A 21,933-nucleotide genomic window follows, 5' to 3' on the forward strand; every position below is an offset into this window, starting at 1 on the left:
TCAGCTGCGCCGACCCTACCGACCCCCTGTGACAACGCCCGGGGGCTGGTCGCGAAGGGCGGCTATCAGCGCACCGAGCTGGCGTGGCCCGGTGGCGAGGACGGTCTCCGGTTCGTCGCTCTCACGGAGCAGGATCGTTCCGCTGGGGGTGGTCGCGAGGTAGACGCAGTCTGATCCGTCAGGGCTGAACGTTGACTTCTGCCAGGTGTACGGGGTTATGGAGGGCACCGCTCACAGGCTCCGGATAATGTCGTTGACGAGGTCGCGCGTGGGCGCGGGCTTGAGCGCGACGGCTTCCATGCGGTCGAGGATAGTTCGGTACTTCGTCAACTGGGCTTGTGCGTCCAGAAAGTCGCAGCCGTGGTGGGTGTCGAGCTGCACCGTGTCGAGGTGAGGGTCGACGCCGTGTACGTAGTTGATCGACTGCCCGTTTCCGGGGAAGCCGCCGCAGGCGTAGGGAATCACGCGGAGGGTGATGTGCTCCTCCTCGCCGAGTTCGAGGAGATGGGTCAACTGGTCCCTGGCGGTGGCGGGTCCGCCGTACTGGATGTGCAGGGCCGCCTCGTGGAGCAGCGCGGTGTACGGCGGGGGGTCGGTGCGGTGCAGGACGGTCTGGCGCTTGATGCGGTGAGAGAGCCGGTGTTCGATCTCATGGGGGCGGAAGGCGGGAACGGCTTCCCGCAGCATGGCCCGGGTGTGGTCCGGAGTCTGGAGCAGCGCCGGAATGTGGATGGCCAGGGACACCCTCAGTTGCGAGGAGTGGTGCTCCAGTTCGGCCAGGTCGACCAGATCGGCAGGGAGATGGTCGCGGTACTCGTCCCACCATCCGCGGGTGCGTCGCCCGGTCATCGCCGTCAGCGCGTCGAGCAGCGATTCGTCGGCGCAGTCGTAAGCCCGTGCGATGGCGTGTACGCGGTCGGCGCTCACGGGGTAGCGGCCGGCCTCGATCATGCTGAGCCGCGCCTGCTGAAGGCCCAGGGTGCCTGCAGCCCGGGTCGAGGTGAGTCCGGCGTGCTCGCGGAGCTTGCGCAGTTCGATGCCGAGACGCCGTTGCCGCAGGGTCGGGGTGTTGGTGGGCGGCACTGACGTTCCTCTCGTCGGACGACGATTCGGCTGCGGTCCCTCACATGAGTGAATACGCCAGGATTATCACGGTGGAGGTAGTAGCTCTATCACTTCTGGCTCTACGGTCATGGAGTCCACGTCGCTCAACTCCCCCCGCCCATAAGCCGGAAGCGCACCGCGCCCAGGTACTCGCGCGACATGCCACCGCCCGGCCGGACCGGTGGAGCGAACCCGAATACCCCCACCGCAGGAGGCGTTCATGGTCACCGTATCCCCGCAGAAGTCCGATGCGTCCCCCTCTTGGGCGTACGCCCTCCAGCTTCCGTACGATCCGCTCGCGCCCCGCGTCGCCCGGGTCACCCTCAGGACGGTTCTCCGCGGGCACGGGATGTCCGGCATCGTCGACGCCGCCGAACTGCTCGCCTCGGAGCTCGTCACCAACGCCTACCGGCACTCCGGCGGGCCCGCGACGCTCCGGCTCCGCGCCCTCGGCGGGAGCCGGCTGCGGATCAGCGTCTGGGACGCCGACCCGCACATCCCGCCCCCGTTCGACAAGCGGCACGGCGTGCTCGGCTCCGTGCCGGCCGAGGCGGACGGCGGGCGCGGGCTCTTCCTCGTATCCCATTACGCGGACGCCTGGGGCGGCCACCCGCTCGGCGACGACCTGTTCGGCACGAGCGGGAAGCTGCTGTGGTGCGAGCTGGGGCCGCCGCCCGCGGCAGCCCCAGCGGGTGTCAGCGGGTGACCGGCAGCGCCCCGGCGAACACGCGCCCGTCGGCGCGGGTCTGGACCGGGAAGTCGACCTTGAGCGTGCCCTCCTGGCCCTCGACGCTCAGGTGGGTGACCGTCTTCAGGCCGAGGAACGCCTTCTTCGCCGCGGTCGCGGTGACGTACGGGCGGGCCATGTTCATCAGCAGCTTGCCCGGCTTGCCGCCCTGGTTGGCGTCGAAGAACAGGATCCGCTGGTTCGTCAGGACGACGTAGGCCGCACGCGGCCGGACCGTCGCCATCACCATGCCAAGGGTGAGCACCGCGACCACGATCGTGGTGAGGGCCTGCTTGCGCACCGAGACCGTGCCGATGGAGGCGAGGCTGGTGAGTTCGACCTGCTCGCCCGGGAGCAGCAAGGGGGCCGCGGTCTCCAGCAGTTGTCTGTCGCGGCGGGCGCTGATGGCCATGGATGAGCTCCTGATGCGGGGTGGGGACGAGCGAGGCGTCGGGTTCGGTCGCGCAGGTCGCCGTCGTGGCCGCCCTCGACCCCCCGTCCGTCGGCCCTCGCCCGACTCCCTGTGCTTGACGGGGGAGTCTTTCAAGCCAAGGACAAGGTGAACGGTCACTTGTCCTATGGCGAACTCAAGTTCGAGTCATGAGCAAGTCAAGATCGTTCAGGAGGGAGTCAAAACGGTTTCCGTATGCGCTGTTTGGGCTCTTGTGTCCCCACAGGCTCCCCTTACCTCCGTGGAAATCGCGTCAGATCCTCCCCCTAACATCCGCTCCATGCCGACCGACGCGTCCCTCCCGCCCCCCGACTTCGAGCTCGCCTCCGCCTACCCCGAGGCCGGATGGCTGCGGCAGGTCGCCGGCGCACGGGACTGGGCGGCGATCCGGACCTACTTCGACGGACTGCCCTACGAGACCGACCGGGCCGTCCTGATCCGCGTTGTCGCCGAGCTGCCCGGTGTCGAGGACTTCCTGCGGGACGTCGTCGCGGCCGCCCCCGACGACGTGCTCGCCCTGACGATGCTCGGAAGCCGCGAGGTCGCGATCGGCTGGGAGATCCGGACGGCGGCGCGGGCCGATCAGGTCAGCAGGGAGCAGTTCCGGCAGATGCACGAACACCTGCGGGTGGGCGAACAGGCCCTGATCAGGGCGACGGCCCTCGATCCGACCTTTCACGCGGCCTGGGCCGAGCGCCTGAACACGGCCAGGGGACTTCAGCTCGGGCAGAACGAGGCCCGGCGCAGATACGACCGGCTGGCCGCCCACCACCCGCACCACTTCACCGGACAGGCCCGCCTCCTCCAGCAGCTCTGCCCGAAGTGGGGCGGAACCTGGGAGGCCGCGCACGGGTTCGCCCGCGAGTGCCTGCTCAGCTCGCCCGAAGGGGCGCTGAACGGCGGTCTGGTGGCCGAGGCGCACGTGGAGCACTGGCTCGATCTGCCCTCCAGCGGCAACGCCCGCGCCGAGTACGTGCGCAGGCCGGACGTCCACGCCGAAGTCGTCGAGGCCGCCGAGCGGTCCGTCCTGCATCCGAACCACCGGCCGGCGTACGGCTGGGTCACCGTGCAGGGCGAGTTCGCCGCCTTCTTCTCGCTGGCCGGGGACACCGCCCGCGCCGCCCCGCACTTCCGCGCGCTCGGCAACCTGGCCTCCGAGTACCCGTGGGGCTATCTCGGCAACGCCAGGGAGCAGTTCGTACGGCACCGCGCCGCCGCCCTCGGGCGCGCAGGAAGAGGCTGATGATGAGCCAGGTCATCCACCACACCGAGATCGACGGCATACCGACCCTCTTCGCGTACGCCGCCGGGCCGATGCGCGCCGGACTCGTCTTCCGCGTCGGCGTCGCCGACGAGACGCTCGCCGGTGCCGGCATCACCCACCTCGTCGAGCATCTGGCCCTGCACCGCCAGGGCCTGGCCGACTACCACTTCAACGGGGCGACCAAGGCCGCGTTCACCCACTTCCACGTGGAGGGCGTCGAGCACGAGGTCGTCACCTACCTCCACGGCGTGTGCGCCTCCCTCCTCGATCTGCCCATGGAGCGGCTGGAGACCGAGAAGGAAATCCTGCGCACCGAGGAGGCGCGGCGCGAGCCGGGCCAGCTCCCGCTGTGGCGGTACGGGGCCCAGGGGTACGGGCTCAGCAGCTATCCCGAGTGGGGTGTACGGCAGGCGCGGCCCGAGGACGTACGACGCTGGGCGGAGACCTGGTTCACCCGGGACAACGCCGTGCTGTGGGTCGCCGGTGAACGGCTGCCCGCCGGGCTCTCGCTCAAGCTGCCCGACGGCGAGCGCCGTCCGATGCCCCGCGTCACCTCCGCCCTGCCCACCGCTCCCGCCTACTTCTCCGACGGCCAGGGCGGAGTCCTGCTCGACGCCGTCGTCACCGACACCACCGCGGCCCGGATGTACGCGGGCGTCCTGGAGCGCGAACTGTCCCGCTCGCTGCGTCAGGAGGGCGGCTACTCGTACACGGCGGCCGCCGACCACACCTCCCGCCGGGACGGCTTCGCGACCGTCACCGCCTTCGCCGACGCCCTGCCCGCCAAGCAGGACGCGGTCCTCGGCGGGTTCGTCGACGTCCTCGCCGGACTCCAGGCCGGCCGGATCGCGGCGGCCGACCTCGACGCGATCCGCGGACGCGCCGACGCCTCGCTCACCGCGCCCGACGCCGCCGTACGACGGCTGCCCGGCGCGGCGGAGGACCTGCTCGCCCACCGGCGGCCGCCCACCCTCGACGAACTGCGCGGCGAACTGTGGGCGGTGACTCCGCAGCACGTGCACGCCGTCGCACTGGAGGCGGCCGGGACGGCGCTGCTCCAGGCGCCCTCGGGGCACACGGCCGACTGGGCCGGTTACACGGCCGCTCCGACCAGTTCGTCGTACGCCGTCACGGGCAAACGGTTCCCGTCCGTGCGCAAGGACGGGCCGGCCCTGGTCGTCGGCGGCGAAGGGGTCAGCCTGACGGCGGGCGGCGACGCCGTCACCGTGCTCTACCGTTCCTGCGCGGCCGTGCTGAGCTTCCCCGACGGCGGACGCCGGCTCATCGGCACCGACGGGATCTGTGTGGAGGTGGAGCCGGGGGACTACGGGGTCGACGCGCACACCATGGCGACGATCGACGCGGCGGTGCCCGCGGGCACGGCGGTGCAGCTTCCGCCCCGGCAGCGGCGGCCCGAACGCCCGGCCCCGGAGCGTGAGGCGCAGGGCCGGGACTCCGGCTCCGCCTCCGGTCGGCAGGGAGCGGCCGGACCTCGGCGGACCATCGGCCAGACCGCCGTCCTCGTCCTCTTCGGGACCCTCGCCGGACTCTGGTCCCTGCTGGCCCTGATGTACACCGTGTTCGGCCTCGCCGACCCGGAGACCAGCTTCGGGGCGTGGGCCGCGCTCACCGTTTTCCTGTGGTGCGTCGGAGGGCTGCTGGCCTGGCCCGCCGTCAGGATCAAGCGCCGTACCCGGAAGGGCTGAACGAGCCGACGCGCCGGGGCCGCGGCATTGCATGTGCATGCCGGGCCCCGACGCGTCGCCGGGTGCCGCCGTCGCCCGCGCGGGTGTCAGCGCAGGTACGGGTTCCCGGGCGGCTGGGCGGTCTGCCAGGGGCCGCCGTGCATCTGGCCCGCGCCGGCCATGGCGGAGCGCGGTGTGGGCTTGTCGAACACCGGGAACAGCAGGAGCCACACGCCGACCGCCATGGCGGCTATCGCGGTCGCCCCGAGGACGGGGTCGCCCTGGTCGGAGTGGACGGTGACGTTCCAGGTGAGCGTCACCACCTCGTACAGCACGAACGACGCGAAGAGCCCCCAGTCGGAGGGCCGCCCCCGGCGGATCCCCACGTACAGGAACGGCACCCACGCCAGCATCCCCAGCGACGCGACCGCCAGGACCGACCATGCCACCCGCTGGAACCAGCCCGCTTCCAGGCGCTTGTCCATCACACACCCCCGATGACCCCATGTACCCCCCGAGAGCATCCCCGGGCTCCCGAGGAAAACCGCTCGGGGGCGTCATGGTCCCATCCGGCGGGTCACACGTGCGCGTGTTCGGCCTTCAGGGAGGTCACGATCCGGGCGGTCAGCTTCTTCGCCGTGGCCGCGCCGTTGTCGTGTCCGTCCGTGGACAGCACCGTGACGACGTCCGTTCCGGACCGCGCGGCGATCAGCGTCGACCCGTTCTGCCAGGCGCTGTTGGTCAGCGTGATCGTGTACGCCGCGTCACCGAGACCGGGGGTGTCGGCTCCGCCGACCTTCACCTTGGTGTGCGTGTCCGCGTCGGTGTAGGACGCGCAGGCGGCGACGGCCTTCTTCAGGTCCGTCATCACCTTCGCCGCGGTCGTGCCGCGGAAGGTGTCGACCTCCTGGGCGATGTCCTCGGACGTGTTCTTGCTGACGTAGTCGTCCTGGGCGAAGGAGACGCCCGAGTCGCCGGTGACCGCTATCCAGCTCGTGCCGCCGAGGAGGGTGCAGTCGGGCTTCGCCGCGGGGGAGGAGCTCGGCTCGGCGTAGGTGGTGCCCGAGTCCCGGGCGCCCTTCGGGTCGACGGCGAAGCCGGAGGCGAAGAAGGAAGCGGGTGCCAGCGCCTTCTTGAGCTGCGCTCCGGTCAGCAGACCGGCGTCGGGGTCCTTGGACGGCTTGGGTGCGGTGGCGGACGAGGACGAGGTGCCGGTCGCGGACGCGCAGGCCGTCAGGGCGAGCGGAAGCACGGTCGCGGCGAGCAGAGTCCTGGCCGCGAGGGAGGGATGACGCATCGGGATCTTCGTTGTCCTTCGTCGTGAGGGTCCGGACGAGTCGAGTGCCGTCCGGGGAGGGCGCTTTCGGCCCGAGCGGACTCTATGGGTGCACAGCAAACACATAGGCGTGTTCGCATCAAGTCTGGGCAAAGGAGCTGGTCGGCGGCTCCGAGAGCCGTGAACTCGGCCGTCTTTGCCGACCTTTGAGCGAATCTTGTGGTGCACAAGGTCCGGGGTTTCCCGAGACGATGGGCGGCATCGGTTACGGTGCGATCCGCTCCCGGCGCCGGGGGTCGGCGCCCCGCGCGGGCGGACCGGATGAGGGCGCCGCATCTGGGGCTCATCTGTTTGTGTGATCGATTGCTTTCTTGTTGTCCTGGATCTCACGGACGCCCATGTTCCGGGCGCTGTGATGTTCATGTCATGAATGGGGTGGGAATGTCCAGCCATCGGATGTCCAAGAAGGGCCGCTACATCGCGTGGGCGACGGCAGGTGCTGCCGTGGTCGCCGGCGCCGGGATCGCGGCACAGGCGTCGATGGCGGCGACCGTCTGGCCCGCCCAGAAGACGTACACGGGCCGCGCCTTCGACACCTGCGCCGCGCCCTCGCTCACCGCGATGAAGGCCTGGCACACCGGCTTCTACGGTGCCGCGGCCGTCTACATCGGTGGCAAGAACCGCGGGTGCAGCCAGCCCAACCTCACCGCGTCCTGGGTGAAGTCGGTCAGCACGCTGGGCTGGAAGCTCATCCCGCTGTACGTCGGCGCCCAGCCGTCCTGCCAGACCGGGACCAGCCCCGAGAAGATCACCGCCGCGACCGCGGCCTCGCTCGGCGCGGCCGACGGAGCGGACGCGGTCGCCAAGGCCTCCGCGCTCGGCATGAAGGCCGGCAGCCCGGTCTACCTCGACATGGAGTCGTACGACATCACGAACAAGGCGTGCAACGACGCCGTGCTCACCTACGTGCGCTCCTTCGACAAGGCACTGCGCGCCAAGACGTACCGCTCCGGGTACTACGGCTTCACCAGCTCCAGCGCCAAGGCCATCGCGACCGCGACCGACAAGACGGACCTGCCGGGCAACCTCTGGTACGCCCTGTGGGACAAGACGAACACCACCACCAGCGACTGGCCTTGGGGCGCGACCCAGTTCACCGACCACAGCCGTGCGCACCAGTACATGGTGAACAGCAAGGAGACCATCGGCGGCGTCACGATCACCGTGGACCGCGACGCCTGGGACGCGCCCGTCGCCATCACCGGCTGACGCAGGCGACCGTTCAGAGAGACACCGAGGAGGAGCAGGACATGAGAGTCGAGAGACTGCCGGCACTGGTCGGTCCGTCCGTCGCCCGTGCCGGACTGGCGGCGATTCCCGTCGTCAGCATGGGACTTCTGTGTCCTGTTCCCTCCCTCCTGATCGCCCTGCGCAGAGGCACGCGCGCGAACTGGGCCGCCTTCGGGGCGTTCTGCGCGGTGCTGGTGGCCTGGATCATGCAGCTCTCGCTCACCCCCGAGACCACGCACGGGCTGCAGTTCGTCGACGACGTGCTGCTGGTCGGGGCGTCGATGGCCGGTGCGGCCCTGCACGCCTGGACGGCCTGGCCCCGGCGGTCCGGGCGTTAGACCGCCCAGGCGGTCAGGGCACACTCGATGGCGAGGGTGCCCCGGCTCCAAGGCGCCGGGTCATCGGATCCGCCGACCACCAGAACCAGCCACCGGAATCACCCGTCACCATGGGCGTATCGGTGGACAGCACGACGAAAGTACGGGAACGACGACGTGGCGAAGCGGGTCAGACAGGTGTCGGCGGCGCAGCGGGCCAGGACCGGGGCCGGCACCGACTGGAGGACGCGGCTCGCCGCCGGAGCGCGGACCGTACTCCTGCGGTCGCGTGTGCCGGGTGGCAGGAGGACCGTCCTCGCGGCGGGTGCCGTGATCGCCGCCGTCGCGGTCACCGTCACCTGGTACCTCCTCTCCCGGGGCGACTCCGAGCAGCGACTGCCCGACACCAGGGCCCGGCACTACACGGACGTCGACGCCTGTCTGCTGACGGGCAAGGACGGCATCACCGCAGGGACCACCGCGGCCGAGGTCTGGCAGGGTATGCAGGACGCGTCCCTCACGACACACGCGCGCGTGAGCTACGTCCCGGTGACGGGTGAGCAGTCCGCGGCCAACGCGCGGCCCTATCTCAACGGCCTGCTCCAGCGGTCCTGCGACGTGGTGGTCGCGGCCGGAAAGCCCGAGGCCACGGCGGCCGGGCAGGCCGCTCCGCAGTACAGGAAGGTCGGCTTCGTGCTCGTGGGCGGCCAGGCCGGTTCCACCGCCGACGGCAAGGGCGGCACCAAGAACCCCGCGAACGTCACCGTGGCGCACACGGGCGACGGACTGCGCGCGGAGGTCGCCCGGGTCGTCGAGCGTGAGGTGAACGCGCGGGACTAGTCGGCCGGGGATACGGTCCGGGCGCCCTGGGCGGTGCCGTTCGGGTGTCCCCCGCTTCGCCGGGACCTCCGGGAGGTCGCGCCGGGGCCGCCGCGGTCACCCGTACGGGCGGACCCTGGGCGTTCCGGGAGGCGGGGAACCTTCGGCGGTGCCTGAAGTCGTCGTGAATCGTTGGTCGAATGGCTGGCCGAGAGGCGGGCCACTGCCTACCATCGATCACCGCAAGACTTTGTGCACCGTCGCACAATCTCCTCGGGAGGCTTCCTTGCACCGCCGCCGTCGCACCGCGCTCGTCCTCTCCGCCGCGATCGTCGCCGCGGCCCCTCTGCTCACCGCGTGCGGCAGCGATGCCCATCCGGGTGCGGCGGCCGTCGTCGGCGACAGCCGGATCACCGTCGCCCAGTTGCAGGACCGGGTGGACGAGGTGCGCTCGGCGCAGCGGGCCGCCAGCAAGGACGACGCCCAGTACGCGCAGGTCGTCGCGAGCACCGGCACCCTCACCCGTGACACGCTGCACAGCATGGTGCTGGACCGGGTGCTGGACCGGGCGGCGAAGAACGCCGGTGTGAAGGTGACCCGCAAGGACTCGCAGGAGATGCGGGCGGCCCTCGAACAGCAGGCGGGCGGCCCGAAGGCGCTGGAGACGGCCTGGCTGTCGAACTACGGCGTGGCGCCCGAGCGTCTCGACGACAGCCTGCGTACCGAGATCGAGGCGCGCAAGCTCGCCGCCGCGCTCGGTGCCGACATGAACACCACCGACGGCAAGGCCGCCTTCTGGAAGGCGATGTCCGGCGCGTCCAAGGAACTCCACGTCGACCTGAACCCGCGCTACGGCACCTGGGACGTCCAGAAGAGCAGCCGTGTCGACGCGAAGACGCCGTGGGTGCGCGAGGTGACCGCGACCGCGACCCCGCAGCCCGCGTAACCCGACGCGCGGGCCTGAGGATCGGCCGCCTCCCCGGGCCCTGTGGACAACTCCGGGGGTGTCGGCGGCGTGGGTTACGTTCGAGGGGTGAACGCAACCAGTGAACCGACGGGGGCCGCTCAGGGCGGCGAGGGGACCGTGGCCGACGCCGCCGCGGCCGGTGCGACCTCGGGCGACGTGACCGCGGCCGAGATGGCCGCCGACGGCGCGAGCGCCGCCGACCCCGGCCGCATCGTCCTGCTCACCACCAGCCACCGGGTCGCGCCCGGCCTGCTCTCCTGGCCCGCCTGGCAGGCGCTGCACGGCGCGGACCGGGTGCTGTGCTCGGACGGCGCGCACCCGCAGGTGCCGTATCTGCGCGAGGCGGGGGTCGGGGTCGACGAGGAGGCCCCGAGCGCGCGGGAGCTGGTCGACGCGTGTGCCGGCGGCCGCACGGTGGTCGTCGTGGCCACGGGGGAGGGCGAACCCCGGCTCACCGACGGTCTGGCCCGTCTCGCGGGGTCCGGCCGCATACGCATGCCGGACCTGGAACTGCTGCCCGCCTCGTACGACCTGCCGGGCGCGCGCCTGCTCGATCTCGTCCAGGTGATGGACCGCATCCGCGCGGAGTGCCCCTGGTCGTCCCGGCAGACGCACGAGGGTCTCGCGAAGTACGGGCTGGAGGAGGCGTACGAACTCGTCGAGGCCATCGAGGAGGGGGACCGGGACGAGCTGCGCGAGGAGCTCGGTGACGTCCTGCTCCAGGTCGTGTTCCACTCCCGGATCGCCGAGGACGACGCGGACGCCCCGTTCTCCATCGACGACGTGGCCGGCGGGATCGTCGCCAAGCTGATCCACCGGCACCCCCATGTGTTCGGTGACGAGACGGCCACGACGCCCGAGGAGGTCAAGGAGCACTGGCTGCGCACCAAGGCCGAGGAGAAGCGGCGCACCTCCGTCACCGAGGGCGTGCCGCTCGGTCAGCCGGGCCTGGCCCTGTCGGCCAAGCTGTCGTCCCGGGCGCGTACGGCGGGGCTGGACGTTCCGCTGCCCTCGGGCGAGGGCGTGGGGTACGAACTGCTGGCGATGGCCGTCCGGGCCGAGTCCGAGGGCGTCGACCCCGAGGCCGCCCTGCGCGCGGCGGCCCGCACGTACCGCGACGCGATCCGCGGGGCGGAGGAGAAGGGCGGGCGGGACTGAGGGAGTCGGGTCAGGGGCCGAGGGTGCGGTCCGCGGGGTTGTGCCAGGCGGCCGGTGGGCGGTCCAGGAGCCACTGGGCCGCGCCCACCGGACGGGGACGGCTCTCGCCGGTCGGCGGGAGCGGGTCGTGGAAGACCCGCTCGGCCGGTGTCCCCAGAAGGGGGAGTACGTCGCCGACCTCCTCGACGAGGTCGGGCGGACCGGCGACGTAGACGTCGTGTCTGTTCCAGCCCGCCCGGTTGCCCAGCGCGGTGAGCAGCCGTTCGGTCGCCTGGGCCTTGGGGCGACCGGGCGCGGGGGTGATGCAGGTGACGGTGAGCCCGGGGAGCGAGGCCCGCAGGCGTTCGACGGCGGGCCGGTCGTAGAGGTGCGCGATGTCGCGGGCCACGAGGAACAGACGGGCCTCGTGGGCGGGTTCGAGCTGTTCCAGCAGGGCCTTCACCGGTGCCCAGCCGGTGCCGGCCGCGATCAGGGTGAGGGGCCGGTCGGCCGGGGTCCGCAGGGTGAGGCCGCCGCCGGGCGGGCCCAGCCGCAGGCCGTCGCCGACCCGGGTCCGCCGGACGAGGGCGGTGGAGAGCACGCCGTCCTCGACCAGGCTGACGTGAAGGTCGACGGTGCGGTCGGCGCGGGGCGCGTTCGCGAGGGAGTAGGGGCGCCAGACACGGGGGAGGTGGGGCACGCTGACGCTGACGTACTGGCCGGGGGAGTAGGTGAGGCGTTGCCGCGGCAGCAGGGTGAGCACGACGAGGTCGTCGCCGTGCCGGGTGCGGGAGACGACCTCCGCGTCCCACCAGAGCGGCTCGCCGTGGTGCCGGGCCTCCCAGGCGCCCTCCAGCATGCTCCGGGCGATCGATCCGTACGCGGCGGTCCAGGCCTTCTCCGCCTCGGCGTTCCAGGCCGAGCCGGAGACGACCGCGAACGCGGCGAGCAGGCTCTCCCCCACGGCCCCGTAGTGCTCGGGCCGGGTCAGGTACTTGCGGTGGTCGCGGCCGAGGCTCCGTAAGTACCGGGGCAGTTCCGGATCCTCCAGCTTGTCCATGACGAAGGTGAGCGCAGCGAAGAGCCGGTCCCGCTGCCGTTCCATGTCCTGGGCGAGGTCCGCCGGGAACAGCGCGCGGAGCTGCGGGTTGTGGCGGAAGAGGTGCGAGTAGAAGTACTTGACCGCGAACTCGGCCCGTCGTTCCACGACCGCGAAGCTGGATCTGAGAATTTCGGGGTCCACGGCAGAAAGTAGGGAGACGCCGACCGCCGGGGTCAAACAGCAGCGCATGTCAGGACGGTCCGGTGCGAACCGGGCGGAGCCGCCTTGGTCGGGCGCCGCCCGACGGCCGGGACCGGCCCGGTGGCCGCCGTCTCCCGCGGACCCGGTGGCCGGGCGGTGCCGGCTCGGGCGACCCCGGTGGGCCGGGGCTTCCGGTGCGGTGCGGATACCGTCGAGGAGTGACCGAGCACGAAGCCTCCGCCAGCGCCGCCCCCGAACTCTTCACCTGGGAGTTCGCCACCGACCCCTACCCGGCCTACGCCTGGCTCAGGGAGAACGCGCCCGTGCACCGCACGCGGCTGCCCAGCGGGGTGGAGGCCTGGCTCGTCACGCGGTACGCCGACGCCCGGCAGACGCTCGCCGACCAGCGGCTGTCCAAGAACCCCGCGCACCACGACGAGCCCGCGCACGCGAAGGGCCGGACCGGGATCCCCGGGGAGCGCAAGGCCGAGCTGATGACGCATCTGCTGAACATCGACCCGCCGGACCACACCCGGCTGCGGAAGCTCGTCAGCAAGGCCTTCACGCCCCGGCGCGTGGCCGAGTTCGCGCCGCGGGTGCAGGAGTTGACGGATCAGCTCATCGACGGGTTCGCGGCCGGGGGTTCCGCGGACCTCATCCACGAGTTCGCCTTCCCGCTCCCCATCTACGCCATCTGCGACCTGCTCGGCGTCCCGCGCGAGGACCAGGACGACTTCCGGGACTGGGCGGGCATGATGATCCGGCACGGCGGCGGGCCGAGGGGCGGGGTGGCCCGGTCGGTGAAGAAGATGCGCGGGTATCTCGCCGAGCTCATCCACCGCAAGCGCGAGGCCCTGACCGTGGAGCCCGAGCCCGGCGAGGACCTCATCTCCGGTCTCATCCGCGCCTCCGACCACGGCGAGCACCTCACCGAGAACGAGGCCGCCGCCATGGCCTTCATCCTGCTGTTCGCCGGGTTCGAGACCACGGTCAACCTCATCGGGAACGGGATGCACGCCCTGCTCACCCACCCCGGGCAGCGGGAGCGGCTGCAGGCCTCCCTCGCGGCCGGGGAGAGCGGACTGCTGGAGACCGGCGTCGAGGAACTCCTGCGCTTCGACGGGCCCGTCGAACTGGCCACGTGGCGGTTCGCGACCGAGGACGTGCGGATCGGCGGGCAGGACATCGCGGCCGGCGACCCCGTGCTCGTGGTGCTCGCGGCGGCCGACCGCGACCCCGAACGCTTCGAACAGCCCGACACGCTCGATCTGTCACGACGTGACCTTCAGCACTTGGGCTACGGCCACGGCATCCACTACTGCCTGGGCGCGCCGCTCGCCCGACTGGAGGGGCAGACCGCCATCGGTACGCTCCTCAGCCGCCTTCCCGACATCCAACTCGCCGGAGATTCGGCCGATTTGCGCTGGCGCGGAGGGCTCATTATGCGCGGATTGCGCACGCTTCCGGTGGAGTTCACCCCGGTCAAATAGGACGCGATCGGTGCAACGGCGACCCTTCGGCGGTCGTGCCGAAGCGGTGATTCCGCATACCGGAACAAGGCCTCTGGGGCCACCGGAACATGACGCTCCGTCAAATCCGTGATCTTCACGTGATCAGTACTGCATCGACTTGTAACCAGCGTTCGAGTGCGACTACCTTCACCCATCAACAACGCGGCACCTGCGCCACTCGTTCAGCAGGAGTCGCCGTGCTCCCCGTTGTCGCTCGAAAGGCTCTCGCATGCTCTCCGGGAACGGCCGTCACCGTCGCCCTCGCCAGGCCCCGGCTCTCATCGTCGCCGCAGGGGTGACCGGATCCGCGATCGTCATCCCCCTGCTCGCCGCGGCGAGCGCGAACGCGGCCGACGGGACCACCTGGGACCGGGTGGCACAGTGCGAGAGCGGTGGCGCGTGGAGCGCCGATGAAGGCAACGGCTACTACGGCGGCCTCCAGCTCGACCAGGACAACTGGGAGGCCCACGGCGGCCTCGAGTACGCCCCGACGGCCGACCAGGCCAGCCGCTCGCAGCAGATAGCCGTCGCCGAGAAGGTGCTCGCCGACTCGGGCCTCGCGGCCTGGCCGACGTGCGGGCCGCTCTCGGGTCTCAGCAAGACCTCCGCCGGGGTCAGCGTCGACACGGGCGTGGCCGGCGACTCGTCGAGCACCGGCAACGACTCGGGTTCGTACATCTCGTCCGGTCTGGCGACGTCGCCCAGCTCGTCCCCTTCGAGTGATTCGTCCGGTTCGACCGACTCCTCCGGCACGGACGACAGCTCCGCCACGCCCAGCGCCTCGCAGAGCTCCGACGGCGCCGACGCGACGGCCGACAAGAGCGACAAATCGGCCAAGTCGGGACATAAGGAAGCCTCTTCGGCCCCGTCCGCCTCGGCGAGCGCCGGCACCGGGCGGCACCGTGCCGGGGGTGCCGCGGAGAGCACGGCCGACAGCCGCACCGACGGGTCCACGGGGCGTCATGCCGCGAGCCCCGAGGCCGACGCCCCCGACACCGAGTACGTCGCAGAGGTCATCGGGAACCTCTGGACTGTTTCCGACGCCCTTGGCCTCGAAGGCGGATGGGGCGATCTGCCCACCGTGGACGCGGCGCCGGCCGACAGCGGTCCGGGCCTCGTCGTCCCTGGTCGAAGCATCGCGGACACGGCCGAAACGGTGCAGAAGTAGCGGGAGTTCGCGTCACGGTTCGCTGTGGAATGTCCTATTTGGCGCAAGTGAGAGATGGGTCTCAGAAGCCCTGATCGTCTTTGAAATTCCGGCAATCGACTGCTTACGGTCGTCACCGCTCGCCACAGCGGGCCCCGACGGTCGCAACGCCGAATCCTGCCAACGGCCGTACGGGAACAGTCGTCGCGTCATGCGCCGTCGGCAGGAGCGGGGGACCCAAGGTAAGTGCCGGGTCCGGGAGTCGAGAGACACCCGGGAACGGCTTGGGGTGAAGCCGCGTGCCGGACGTCCTGGAGACAGGACCGAGGGCATGCGGCCGGGCAACTCATTCGGCCCGAACCCGACAGCTCACCTCGCAGGCGTCGGTGAGGGGATCTCTCCATGCTGTTCTCCAGCAAGGGCAAGCACCGCCGCCCGAACAAGGCCACCCGTGTCGCCACGCTCGCCGGTGTCACCGGCGTCGCCATCGCCGCCCCGCTGATGGCGGCCGGCAACGCCTCCGCGGCCACCACCTCCGAGTGGGACGCCGTCGCCCAGTGCGAGTCCGGCGGCAACTGGTCGATCAACACCGGCAACGGCTACTACGGCGGCCTGCAGTTCTCGTCCTCCACCTGGGCCGCGTACGGCGGCACCGCCTACGCCTCGACCGCCGACCAGGCCTCGAAGTCCCAGCAGATCACCATCGGCGAGAAGGTCCTCGCCGCGCAGGGCAAGGGCGCCTGGCCCACCTGCGGCACCGGCCTGTCGAGCACCCCGTACGGTGGCGGCTCGGCCCCGGCGGCCCCGTCCACCTCCTCCTCGGCCGGCAGCTCGCAGAGCGCCCCGGCCACCCGGACGACGGAGCAGCCCGCCTCCCGTTCCTCGGAGCGCCCCGCCGCCCAGAAGACCGTCACCACCCCGACCGGCAAGAAGGTCAAGAAGGGCGACGGCGAGTACAAGGTCGTCAAGGGTGACACCCTCAGCTCGATCGCCGAGAAGAAGCACGTCAAGGGCGGCTGGCAGAAGCTGTTCAAGCTGAACAAGGACATCGTCGCCGACGCCGACTTCATCTACCCGGGCCAGCAGCTCCACCTGAGCTGAGCAGCGCGGCACGCCGGTCCACCGGCCGCTTTCGGCGGAGGGCGGCGGTGATTCCGGCACCGCGCCGCGACACCCGGCAGGCAACAGCCCCTCGTGGGGTCTTCGCACGCACCGGAGACCCGCCGAGGTTCCCCGTCCCCACGGGCTCCCCGCTCCGGCGCGTGTTCCCCCGCACGCGCCGGAGCGGGGTTTTTCATTTCTTTTTTTGTTCCGTTCAGGAACAATATGTAGGCTCAGTCCGCTCAAGGGGTGGTCGATCGCCGGCCGATCCCCCTGAGCCGGTTAGGCTCATCCCGCGGGACTGCTGAGCCCCGCGTACCCGCGTCACATCCCATAAGGAGATGCTCGTGCCGTCCATCGACGTCGTCGTAGCCCGGGAAATCCTGGACTCCCGAGGCAACCCCACGGTCGAGGTCGAGGTCGGCCTCGACGACGGCAGCACGGGTCGTGCCGCCGTTCCGTCCGGCGCCTCCACCGGAGCGTTCGAGGCCATCGAGCTTCGCGACGGTGACCCGAACCGCTACCAGGGCAAGGGTGTCGAGAAGGCCGTCCTCGCCGTCATCGAGCAGATCGGCCCGGAGCTCGTCGGCTACGACGCCACCGAGCAGCGCCTGATCGACCAGGCGATGTTCGACCTGGACGCCACCGACAACAAGGGCTCGCTCGGCGCCAACGCCATCCTCGGCGTCTCGCTCGCCGTCGCGCACGCCGCCTCCGAGGCGTCCGACCTGCCGCTCTTCCGCTACCTGGGCGGACCGAACGCGCACCTGCTGCCCGTTCCGATGATGAACATCCTGAACGGCGGCTCGCACGCCGACTCCAACGTGGACATCCAGGAGTTCATGATCGCCCCGATCGGCGCGGAGTCCTTCTCCGAGGCCCTGCGCTGGGGCGCCGAGGTCTACCACACCCTCAAGAAGGTGCTGAAGACCAAGGGCCTGTCCACCGGCCTCGGCGACGAGGGCGGCTTCGCCCCGAACCTGGAGTCCAACCGCGCCGCCCTCGACCTCATCCTCGAGGCCATCAAGGAGGCCGGCTACACCCCCGGCGAGCAGATCGCCCTCGCCCTCGACGTCGCCGCCTCCGAGTTCTACAAGGACGGCAAGTACCTCTTCGAGGGCAAGGAGCGCTCCGCCGCCGAGATGACCGAGTACTACGCCGAGCTCGTCGCGGCGTACCCGCTCGTCTCCATCGAGGACCCGCTGTACGAGGACGACTGGGCCGGCTGGAAGGTCATCACCGACAAGCTGGGCGACAAGGTCCAGATCGTCGGCGACGACCTCTTCGTCACCAACCCGGAGCGCCTGGCCCGCGGCATCGAGGAGGGCTCCGCCAACGCCCTGCTCGTCAAGGTCAACCAGATCGGTTCGCTGACCGAGACGCTGGACGCCGTCGAGCTGGCCCAGCGCAACGGCTTCAAGTGCATGATGTCCCACCGTTCCGGCGAGACCGAGGACGTCACCATCGCCGACCTCGCGGTCGCCGTGAACTGCGGTCAGATCAAGACCGGCGCCCCGGCCCGCTCGGACCGTGTCGCCAAGTACAACCAGCTCCTGCGCATCGAGGAGATCCTCGACGACGCCGCGGTCTACGCCGGCCGCAGCGCCTTCCCGCGCTTCAAGGGCTGACCCCCGCGCGTCTCAGGAAGCGTCATCCGTACGTCCCCGTACCCGGTCCCGTACCGTGTGCGGGGACGTACGCACGTGACGGGCCCGTACGGCGGGCCGGTACTGGGGAGGCGGGACTCATGGCCGTGAAGGACCGGGACCGGTTCTCCACCTCGACCAGGCTGAAGCTGCTCGGCGAGCAGACGGCGGCCAGGGTCTACCGCTCCCAGACCAAGCGGCAGGCGCGCCGCTCCCGGCTCACCGGCCGGGCCGCGCTCCTCGCCATGGTCCTGTGCACCCTGATCGTCGCCCTCGCGTACCCGATGCGGCAGTACGTCTCCCAGCGGGCCCAGATCGGCGATCTGGAGCGGCAGCGGGAGCAGGCCCGGCAGCGGGTCGAGCAGCTCCGCGACCTCAAGGCGCGCTGGCAGGACGACGCGTACGCGAAGCAGCAGATCCGGCAGCGGCTGCACTACGTGATGCCGGGCGAGACCGGCTACGTCGTGATCGACCCGGACGCCGCGAAGCAGTCCCGTGCCGATCGGGGCACCGCCGACCGCCCCTGGTACACCAATGTCTGGGACGGCGTGGACAAATCCGACGCCGCCGACCGCTGACGACCCATGAACTGACCAGAAAGACACGTGACTCACGGCATGGAAACGCCACCGCCCACCACCCCGCGCACCGAGCCCACCGACGCCGACGTCGAGGCCTTCAAGCAGCAGCTCGGCCGGCCGCCGCGCGGGCTGCGCGCGATCGTGCACCGCTGCCCCTGCGGCCAGCCGGACGTGGTGGAGACGGCGCCCCGCCTCCCCGACGGCACGCCGTTCCCGACCACGTACTACCTGACGTGCCCGCGGGCCGCGTCCGCGATCGGGACGCTGGAGGCCAACGGGGTCATGAAGGAGATGACCGAACGGCTGGCCACCGACCCCGAGCTGGCCGCGGCCTACCGCGCCGCCCACGAGGACTACATCGCGCGCCGTGACGCGATCGAGGTCCTGGAGGGCTTCCCGAGCGCGGGCGGCATGCCGGACCGGGTGAAGTGCCTGCACGTCCTGGTGGCGCACTCGCTGGCCGCCGGCCCCGGCGTCAACCCGCTCGGCGACGAGGCCATCGCCATGCTGCCCGAGTGGTGGCGCAAGGGCGCCTGCGTCACCCGGGCCGGAGCGCCGGCCGGCGACGAGTCCGCCGAGGACGGCCGGTGACCCGCGTCGCCGCCGTCGACTGCGGTACGAACTCCATCCGGCTCCTGGTGGCCGACGCGGACCCGCGGACGGGCGAACTCACCGACCTGGACCGGCGGATGACCATCGTCCGGCTGGGCCAGGGCGTCGACCGCACGGGGCGGCTCGCCCCCGAGGCGCTGGAGCGGACCTTCGCCGCCTGCCACGCCTACGCCGAGGCCATCAAGGAGCACGGCGCCGAGCGGCTGCGCTTCGTCGCCACCTCCGCCTCCCGGGACGCGGAGAACCGGGACGAGTTCGTGCGCGGGGTGCTGGACATCCTCGGCGTCGAGCCGGAGGTCGTCACCGGCGACCAGGAGGCCGAGTTCTCCTTCACCGGCGCGACCAGGGAACTGGCCGGGCGCGACGACCTCGCCACGCCCTACCTGGTCGTGGACATCGGCGGCGGCTCCACGGAGTTCGTCGTCGGCGCCGACCGGGTGCGCGCGGCACGCTCCGTGGACGTCGGCTGCGTACGGATGACGGAACGTCACCTCGTGCGCGACGGCGTCGTGACCGACCCGCCCACCGCCGAGCAGGTCGCGGCCATGCGCGCCGACATCGAGGCCGCCCTCGACCTCGCCGAGGAGACGGTCCCGCTCCGCGAGGCGCGCACCCTGGTGGGGCTGGCCGGCTCGGTCACCACGATCGCGGCGATCGCGCTGGACCTCGCCGAGTACGACTCCGAGCGGATCCACCACTCCCGCGTCCCGATCGCGCGCGTCCGCGAGATCACCGAGTGGCTGCTGCGCTCCACCCACGCCGAGCGCGCGGCCGTCCCCTCCATGCACCCGGGCCGCGTGGACGTGATCGGGGCCGGCGCCCTCGTCCTGCTCTCGATCATGGAGCGGACCGGGGCCGGGGAGGTCGTGGTCAGCGAGCACGACATCCTCGACGGCATCGCCTTCAAGGTGGCGGAGGAAGCCGAAGCGGCCCGGCAGGGCGACTGACGCCATCCGTCGACGCGTCGAGAGCGGGTGTGACACGGCCCCGGGTCCCCTTCCAGGGAACCGGGGCCGTCGGCGTCCCCGGGCGGCCGGACAGGGCTCAGGAGCGCCGTGTGCGGCCGTGGCGCACGGCGTGGCACGGGTCTCCTTTGCTACTCGTCGGTAGCCTCGGCTGAGCGGGTCGGATAGCGTATGAGCGTGCCGGAGGGGGTCCTGGACGCCCTCTCGTGCGACTCCGTCGAGAAAGTTCGTGAAGTTCTTCACAAGGAAAATGGCCCTGCTGAGCGACGAACGGGCCACGAAGGGGCCACTTGGGCCCTTCCGCGGGGCCGGGCGGGTCCGGAAGCATGCTCGGTGAAGCGTTGCGACCGCGTTTCAGGACGGTGAAACACAGGTGTGGTCCGCTCGGCCGAACGGGTTGGGCCGCAGCTCACGCGGTGTTGACAACGGTACGAACCGTACGGCGGTCCACCCCTGCCGCCATGACCCCGGTCACGAGGGCGGCGGAGTGTAGCAGAGCCCCTGTCCGAGCTTGTGAAGGGGCGCACGAGCGACCCCCCTGAACCAGGTGGATACTCGATGGCATGAGCACCACGGAGCGTCCCAGGATCCTCGTAGTAGGCGGTGGGTACGTAGGCCTGTACGCAGCTCGGCGCATCCTCAAGCAGATGCGCTACGGAGAGGCGACCGTCACGGTCGTCGACCCCCGGTCGTACATGACCTACCAGCCCTTCCTCCCCGAAGCAGCCGCCGGCAGCATCTCGCCGCGGCACGTCGTCGTCCCGCTGCGGCGTGTACTTCCCAAGGCGGAGGTCCTCACCGGCCGGGTCACCACCATCGACCAGGACCGCAAGGTCGCCACGGTCGCCCCCCTCGTGGGCGAGGCGTACGAGCTGCCTTTCGACTACCTCGTCATCGCGATGGGCGCGGTCTCCCGCACCTTCCCGATCCCCGGCCTCGCCGAGCAGGGCATCGGCATGAAGGGCATCGAGGAGGCCATCGGCCTGCGCAACCACGTCCTCGAGCAGCTCGACAAGGCCGACTCCACCACGGACGAGGACGTCCGCCGCAAGGCGCTGACCTTCGTCTTCGTGGGTGGCGGCTTCGCCGGCGCCGAGACCATCGGTGAAGTCGAGGACATGGCCCGTGACGCGGCCAAGTACTACAGCAGCGTGTCCCGCGAGGACATGCGCTTCATCCTCGTCGACGCCGCGGACAAGATCCTTCCCGAGGTCGGCCCCAAGCTCGGCCAGTACGGCAAGGAGCACCTGGAGAGCCGCGGTGTGGAGATCTACCTCTCCACCTCCATGGACTCCTGCGTCGACGGCCACGTCGTGCTGAAGAACGGCCTCGAGGTCGACTCCAACACGATCGTCTGGACGGCCGGCGTCAAGCCGAACCCCGTTCTCTCCCGCTTCGGTCTGCCGCTCGGCCCGCGTGGCCACGTGGACACCCAGACCACGCTCCAGGTGCAGGGCACGGACTACATCTGGGCCGCGGGCGACAACGCCCAGGTGCCGGACGTCGCCGCCCGCAAGGCCGGTGTCGAGAACGCCTGGTGCCCGCCGAACGCGCAGCACGCGCTGCGTCAGGCCAAGATCCTCGGCGACAACGTGATCTCCGGCATGCGGGGCTTCCCGCAGAAGGAGTACGCGCACGCCAACAAGGGCGCCGTGGCCGGTCTCGGCCTGCACAAGGGCGTCGCGATGATCGTCATGGGCAAGATGAAGATCAAGCTCAAGGGCCGTCTCGCCTGGTACATGCACCGTGGCTACCACGGTCTGGCCATGCCGACCTGGAACCGCAAGATCCGCGTCTTCGCGGACTGGACGCTCGCGATGTTCCTCAAGCGCGAGGTCGTCTCCCTGGGTGCCATGGAGACTCCGCGCGAGGAGTTCTACGAGGCCGCCAAGCCGGCTCCGGCCGCCCCGGCGCCCGCCGTCAAGACCGAGGAGAAGGCCAAGGCCTCCTGACCGAGGCCTCCTGACCTCCGGTCACCGAACGCCCCGAAGGGGCCGCCCGCCATCCGTGGTGCGGGCGGCCCCTTCGGCGTTCCCCGCCCCCGCGCGGCCCGGTGCGCCCTGGGCGCCGTTCGAAGTGGCGCCGGGGCG

Annotated in this window: 22 protein-coding genes and 1 riboswitch; of the genes, 16 read left to right on the forward strand and 6 right to left on the reverse strand. The window is 71.1% G+C overall.

Going from position 1 to position 21,933, the window contains the following annotated elements:
* Window positions 1–15: 15 nt before the first annotated feature.
* Together ACFRIC_RS29495 and ACFRIC_RS29500 are read right to left on the reverse strand one after the other, a co-directional pair.
* Complete coding sequence (locus ACFRIC_RS29495) at window positions 16–228, reverse strand: DUF397 domain-containing protein (RefSeq protein ID WP_382791807.1); 213 nt, start codon at window positions 226–228, stop codon at window positions 16–18.
* 3 nt (window positions 229–231) lie between these two features.
* Window positions 232–1,083, reverse strand: a complete 852-nt coding sequence (locus tag ACFRIC_RS29500; RefSeq protein ID WP_382791810.1) for a helix-turn-helix domain-containing protein — start codon at window positions 1,081–1,083, stop codon at window positions 232–234.
* Between the two features lie 241 nt (window positions 1,084–1,324).
* Between ACFRIC_RS29500 and ACFRIC_RS29505 the strand changes: the two genes are divergently transcribed.
* Window positions 1,325–1,810 (forward strand): ATP-binding protein, encoded by a 486-nt coding sequence (locus ACFRIC_RS29505; protein WP_382791812.1) that lies wholly within the window; start codon window positions 1,325–1,327, stop codon window positions 1,808–1,810.
* Here ACFRIC_RS29505 and ACFRIC_RS29510 read toward each other — a convergent pair.
* Window positions 1,800–2,243, reverse strand: coding sequence for a hypothetical protein (locus ACFRIC_RS29510; protein ID WP_382791815.1), 444 nt, complete (start codon window positions 2,241–2,243; stop codon window positions 1,800–1,802). The genes ACFRIC_RS29505 and ACFRIC_RS29510 overlap by 11 nt on opposite strands.
* Window positions 2,244–2,562: 319 nt before the next feature.
* Here ACFRIC_RS29510 and ACFRIC_RS29515 point away from each other — a divergent pair, with 319 nt between their 5' ends.
* Together ACFRIC_RS29515 and ACFRIC_RS29520 are read left to right on the forward strand one after the other, a co-directional pair.
* Window positions 2,563–3,525: a hypothetical protein gene (locus tag ACFRIC_RS29515; RefSeq protein ID WP_382791817.1), complete on the forward strand. Its 963-nt coding sequence runs from the start codon at window positions 2,563–2,565 to the stop codon at window positions 3,523–3,525.
* Complete coding sequence (locus ACFRIC_RS29520; protein ID WP_382791820.1) at window positions 3,525–5,252, forward strand: insulinase family protein; 1,728 nt, start codon at window positions 3,525–3,527, stop codon at window positions 5,250–5,252. The genes ACFRIC_RS29515 and ACFRIC_RS29520 overlap by 1 nt, the downstream gene beginning before the upstream one ends.
* A gap of 86 nt (window positions 5,253–5,338) precedes the next feature.
* Here ACFRIC_RS29520 and ACFRIC_RS29525 read toward each other — a convergent pair whose 3' ends face one another.
* Together ACFRIC_RS29525 and ACFRIC_RS29530 are read right to left on the reverse strand one after the other, a co-directional pair.
* The gene (locus ACFRIC_RS29525) at window positions 5,339–5,716 is read right to left on the reverse strand and encodes a hypothetical protein (RefSeq protein ID WP_382791823.1); all 378 of its coding nucleotides are present in this window, start codon (window positions 5,714–5,716) and stop codon (window positions 5,339–5,341) included.
* 92 nt (window positions 5,717–5,808) lie between these two features.
* A complete protein-coding gene (locus tag ACFRIC_RS29530; RefSeq protein ID WP_382791825.1) occupies window positions 5,809–6,528 on the reverse strand; it encodes a hypothetical protein in 720 nt (239 codons plus the stop codon).
* A 420-nt stretch (window positions 6,529–6,948) separates the two neighbouring features.
* On the opposite strand from ACFRIC_RS29530, the gene ACFRIC_RS29535 reads away from it, so the two are divergent.
* From ACFRIC_RS29535 to ACFRIC_RS29555, 5 genes are all read left to right on the forward strand, one after another.
* Entirely contained in the window at window positions 6,949–7,776 is an 828-nt protein-coding gene (locus tag ACFRIC_RS29535) for a glycoside hydrolase domain-containing protein (RefSeq protein WP_382791828.1), read from the forward strand.
* Between the two features lie 41 nt (window positions 7,777–7,817).
* Window positions 7,818–8,135, forward strand: coding sequence for a hypothetical protein (locus tag ACFRIC_RS29540; RefSeq protein ID WP_382791831.1), 318 nt, complete (start codon window positions 7,818–7,820; stop codon window positions 8,133–8,135).
* Between the two features lie 156 nt (window positions 8,136–8,291).
* On the forward strand, window positions 8,292–8,954 hold the full coding sequence (locus tag ACFRIC_RS29545) for a hypothetical protein (RefSeq protein ID WP_382791833.1): 663 nt from the start codon (window positions 8,292–8,294) through the stop codon (window positions 8,952–8,954).
* Window positions 8,955–9,219: 265 nt separating this feature from the next.
* The gene (locus ACFRIC_RS29550) at window positions 9,220–9,879 is read left to right on the forward strand and encodes a SurA N-terminal domain-containing protein (protein WP_382791836.1); all 660 of its coding nucleotides are present in this window, start codon (window positions 9,220–9,222) and stop codon (window positions 9,877–9,879) included.
* Between the two features lie 192 nt (window positions 9,880–10,071).
* Window positions 10,072–11,058 (forward strand): nucleoside triphosphate pyrophosphohydrolase, encoded by a 987-nt coding sequence (locus tag ACFRIC_RS29555; RefSeq protein WP_382792086.1) that lies wholly within the window; start codon window positions 10,072–10,074, stop codon window positions 11,056–11,058.
* A gap of 10 nt (window positions 11,059–11,068) precedes the next feature.
* Here the strand turns inward: ACFRIC_RS29555 and ACFRIC_RS29560 are convergent, their stop codons facing one another.
* Window positions 11,069–12,280: a globin domain-containing protein gene (locus tag ACFRIC_RS29560; RefSeq protein ID WP_382791839.1), complete on the reverse strand. Its 1,212-nt coding sequence runs from the start codon at window positions 12,278–12,280 to the stop codon at window positions 11,069–11,071.
* A gap of 218 nt (window positions 12,281–12,498) precedes the next feature.
* On the opposite strand from ACFRIC_RS29560, the gene ACFRIC_RS29565 reads away from it, so the two are divergent.
* The 8 genes from ACFRIC_RS29565 (at window position 12,499) to ACFRIC_RS29600 (ending at window position 21,795) form a co-directional block, all read left to right on the forward strand.
* Window positions 12,499–13,770, forward strand: coding sequence for a cytochrome P450 (locus ACFRIC_RS29565; RefSeq protein ID WP_382791842.1), 1,272 nt, complete (start codon window positions 12,499–12,501; stop codon window positions 13,768–13,770).
* Between the two features lie 316 nt (window positions 13,771–14,086).
* Complete coding sequence (locus ACFRIC_RS29570; RefSeq protein WP_382791845.1) at window positions 14,087–14,959, forward strand: transglycosylase family protein; 873 nt, start codon at window positions 14,087–14,089, stop codon at window positions 14,957–14,959.
* A gap of 183 nt (window positions 14,960–15,142) precedes the next feature.
* Window positions 15,143–15,336: riboswitch (cyclic di-AMP (ydaO/yuaA leader) on the forward strand.
* A gap of 4 nt (window positions 15,337–15,340) precedes the next feature.
* Window positions 15,341–16,039: a transglycosylase family protein gene (locus ACFRIC_RS29575; protein WP_382791848.1), complete on the forward strand. Its 699-nt coding sequence runs from the start codon at window positions 15,341–15,343 to the stop codon at window positions 16,037–16,039.
* Between the two features lie 341 nt (window positions 16,040–16,380).
* Window positions 16,381–17,667 (forward strand): phosphopyruvate hydratase, encoded by a 1,287-nt coding sequence (eno, locus tag ACFRIC_RS29580; RefSeq protein ID WP_382791850.1) that lies wholly within the window; start codon window positions 16,381–16,383, stop codon window positions 17,665–17,667.
* 119 nt (window positions 17,668–17,786) lie between these two features.
* Window positions 17,787–18,263 carry a septum formation initiator family protein gene (locus tag ACFRIC_RS29585; protein WP_382791853.1) on the forward strand — a complete coding sequence of 159 codons (477 nt, stop codon included), beginning with the start codon at window positions 17,787–17,789 and terminating at the stop codon, window positions 18,261–18,263.
* A 39-nt stretch (window positions 18,264–18,302) separates the two neighbouring features.
* Window positions 18,303–18,857: a DUF501 domain-containing protein gene (locus ACFRIC_RS29590; RefSeq protein ID WP_382791856.1), complete on the forward strand. Its 555-nt coding sequence runs from the start codon at window positions 18,303–18,305 to the stop codon at window positions 18,855–18,857.
* Window positions 18,854–19,825 (forward strand): exopolyphosphatase, encoded by a 972-nt coding sequence (locus ACFRIC_RS29595; protein ID WP_382791859.1) that lies wholly within the window; start codon window positions 18,854–18,856, stop codon window positions 19,823–19,825. Before ACFRIC_RS29590 ends, ACFRIC_RS29595 begins: the two co-directional genes overlap by 4 nt.
* 581 nt (window positions 19,826–20,406) lie before the next feature.
* Window positions 20,407–21,795, forward strand: a complete 1,389-nt coding sequence (locus tag ACFRIC_RS29600) for an NAD(P)/FAD-dependent oxidoreductase (protein ID WP_326787331.1) — start codon at window positions 20,407–20,409, stop codon at window positions 21,793–21,795.
* Window positions 21,796–21,933: the final 138 nt, after the last annotated feature.

Origin of the sequence: Streptomyces sp. NPDC056738, assembly GCF_042790435.1 — a bacterium.
GTDB lineage: Bacteria > Actinomycetota > Actinomycetes > Streptomycetales > Streptomycetaceae > Streptomyces.